At 43.5% G+C, this 2,995-nt stretch carries 3 protein-coding genes and 1 pseudogene; 2 read left to right on the top strand and 2 right to left on the bottom strand.

Going from position 1 to position 2,995, the window contains the following annotated elements:
• Window positions 1–475 (top strand): DUF481 domain-containing protein (locus RTK32_RS20645; protein WP_312047221.1); only part of this gene is annotated, 475 nt, incomplete at its 5' end.
• Between the two features lie 601 nt (window positions 476–1,076).
• Window positions 1,077–1,427: pseudogene (locus RTK32_RS20650) on the top strand (TolC family protein); the annotation flags it as partial.
• 318 nt (window positions 1,428–1,745) lie between these two features.
• Here the strand turns inward: RTK32_RS20650 and RTK32_RS20655 are convergent.
• Together RTK32_RS20655 and RTK32_RS20660 are read right to left on the bottom strand one after the other, a co-directional pair.
• On the bottom strand, window positions 1,746–2,234 hold the full coding sequence (locus tag RTK32_RS20655; RefSeq protein ID WP_312047223.1) for a DUF3828 domain-containing protein: 489 nt from the start codon (window positions 2,232–2,234) through the stop codon (window positions 1,746–1,748).
• The gene (locus RTK32_RS20660) at window positions 2,234–2,602 is read right to left on the bottom strand and encodes a hypothetical protein (protein ID WP_312047224.1); all 369 of its coding nucleotides are present in this window, start codon (window positions 2,600–2,602) and stop codon (window positions 2,234–2,236) included. The genes RTK32_RS20655 and RTK32_RS20660 overlap by 1 nt, the downstream gene beginning before the upstream one ends.
• Window positions 2,603–2,995: the final 393 nt, after the last annotated feature.

Below are 2,995 nucleotides of genomic sequence, written 5' to 3' on the forward strand. Positions count from 1 at the left end.
TGAAACCTATCAGGTTGGCGGTCGCTCACGTTACAACATCAATCCTTCTGATTACCTGTTTGGTCAGGCCAGCTGGTTAAGCGATCGCTTTAATGGCTACGACGGTCGCTCTATTCTGGCTGCTGGTTATGGTCGCCAGATCCTGAATGGCCCGGTGCACTCGCTGCGTCTGGAAGCCGGTCCGGGTGTGCGTTATGACGATTACCACGATGGTGGCCATGAAACTCAGGCGCTGGCTTATGGTGCGGCCAGCTATCAGTGGCAGTTGACTGATACCACCCGATTCATTCAGGGCGTGTCTGTACTGGGCAGCGATGACACGACGGTGAACTCCGAAACGGGTCTGCAGGTGGCTATCAACGACCATTTCTCGTTGAAGATGGCGTATAACGTCACCTGGAACCAGAACCCACCTTCATCTGCACCAGACAAGACTGACACTAAAACGACTATTCAGCTTTCATACGCTATGTAATTTTGAGGGCCAGAGACCTCTGGCCCTTTTCAATTGGCTTTCTCTCCTTCCTGTAGAATTATTTCAATCGTTTCTTATATCCACTCTTTGTTGATGCGTCTTCCTGTATTTTATAATTTTCGTTAAATGTTATTTTATTTATACAAAAATAAACGCATTAAGCTGTATTGTTAGCAACGCATTCTTCTTACTTAAGAGTTCTTCTTTTTATAATTGTCGGGTTTTACTTATACAAATTAACTGTTGGGGCGGTTTTTAACTGCGTATAAAGCCATGAATAAATAAAAATGATGATTAAAACCTGCAATGACGATTGAAGAGTGCCAGAAAATTCGTGGTGGATGGGGCAGCGGTTTAACAGCCCTGATTTATCGCAGCGGCTGACGTCGGAAGTTATCTTCAACCGACCGGATGTGATAGCTGACGAGATGAAAATTAAATCTGCTAGCGGTACCATCGGCATAGCGCGCGGCTTTGCTGCCCGTCTTTACTTTGTTCGACAATACTTATCATACGTCGGAGACCTTTGGCCACATATTAGGTAATCTGAGTAAAAACCGGACTTTAGCATCGTCACTTATCATGCCGATTTAGCTGGCCTAAAAATTACGCCAACCTGAATTATGCTAAAACACAACAGGCGCTAGCTATAGTAGAGTACCGTAAAATGGTGGCTCAGGCGCTAATGGATATTCGGGATACGACTAATAACCTCGATGCATATCGGCAGGTTTTTGCAGCCTCAGAGCGTGAGGTTGCTCAACATCAGCAGAATTTCGCTAAAATATCTGCACGCTATAAGGTCGGCTATGCAGATCTCTATAGCGATTACGAAGCTGTAGATATTCTCAGTACTCCCTGCTGGAACTGGGAAGCAATCGGCAGCATATTATGGCAAATACTCTTGTGTTACTTAAAGCGATTGGCGGCTAACTGCGGTACGCCTGCCTGATTCTGTATCCTGCCGCGTATTTCGGTGCTATGACATGTAACAAACTACTCTTGAAAGGTTTTGCTAACGGCGGGCTTTTGACTCCGTATAGCAGGCGCTGTTCCTGATTGACAACGGTGAATTGATTTTGGGAAAAATTGTCTGGTATAGAAGAAGAGGGCCTGGAAAAGAAACTGGAAGCTATTTTTTGAATGTTTAGTGACTAAGTATGATAGTGAAGAGAGCTATGCTAACTCAGAATTTATGAAATCCACGTGATGAATTATTATACATGCCGCCCTCACGGGCGGTCCTGACTTAAATATAACTTTGGTAAATTTATTCTTTCACCTGTTTGATGGCAGAATCATCAAAAATTCGTGATTCATACTTATTCGTCACATCACGGACCCGATAAATTTTCCAGTAATTATTTTCAGGCTTCATAAATACTTCAAGGTGAAGTTTTTTACCGTCCTCGATTCCAAGATAAACCTGAACGGTTTCATCGCCATTAGCCGATGGTTTTGCATCTTCAACCTTAAGAGTGGGTATCCATGAGGGATCATAGTCCTGGGAATAGGTAAAGTAGTCGGACTCCAGCACGTCCTGATCCGATAGCTGCAGAATTTGGTTAAGCCTTCTTACTGTATCAGCTGCAACATATTTTTCTAGTAGTTCAAGTGGGTAGGTGTCTGAATTATCGCTGGAAAATGCGGTCAGGTAAGCTTTATAAAACTCCCTGGCCTGGTGTGTTGCATCCTGCCCGGCGCTTGCAAAGGCACTTGCAGATAAAACGAATGTTACTGCGAATAATAGGGCTCTCATTAATCCATCCTATAAATTTTAAATGAGGGATGCAATCTTCTGTATCCTGGGCCTGGATACATATCGCGTTGTACAAAGTCAGAAATCCATTTTGTGCCATCATACATCGTCATATGACCACTTGGGTTTCCACCTTCATAGGGCTGAATGATGGCAACGTCACCAGGCAACAAAATCGTAGCCGGGAGCAACTCTCTGAAACCAGCCCGTATAAGAATATGCCCGTAATCCTTCGCATGATGAGTTCGTTCGAGTTTTATTCCACCCGCTTCTATCGCCTGACGAGTATACCTGGCACACTCGCTGTGAGATTTACCCAATGCATGTGATCTGAGATAGGTGACTGCATCCTGCTTGTCCCAGCTCATGAGTCTTCCTTACTTAATGTGAGATTTATTTTATAACTCCTGGTTAGCATGGAGTTTATAATCGCTGAATAGTGACATCAAGCATTCAATTTGCAAAAAAATTAATCAAATCAATTTTCTATAAAATAAATTCGTTTTTTTCCGAAACTGGCGTATTTTAGCGAAAGAATGGGCATTGTATATGTGCCACACTCACGGAACTACAAGCCTCACCAGTGAACTGACCCCGTAATGTTGGACACTGTTTCATCGGAAGATCCCCTCGACCAACTTGATATAGGTTGGTCGGCGGGCTTCAACAGCACTTTATAATTCTGTGCTCTATCAATTTTGGGTGTTCTATTGTCAATGCCCCTAAGACAGAGATAACATTATTTTACTATGTCGATAAGG

The sequence above is a fragment of the Erwinia sp. genome (assembly GCF_031978025.1).
GTDB lineage: Bacteria > Pseudomonadota > Gammaproteobacteria > Enterobacterales > Enterobacteriaceae > Erwinia.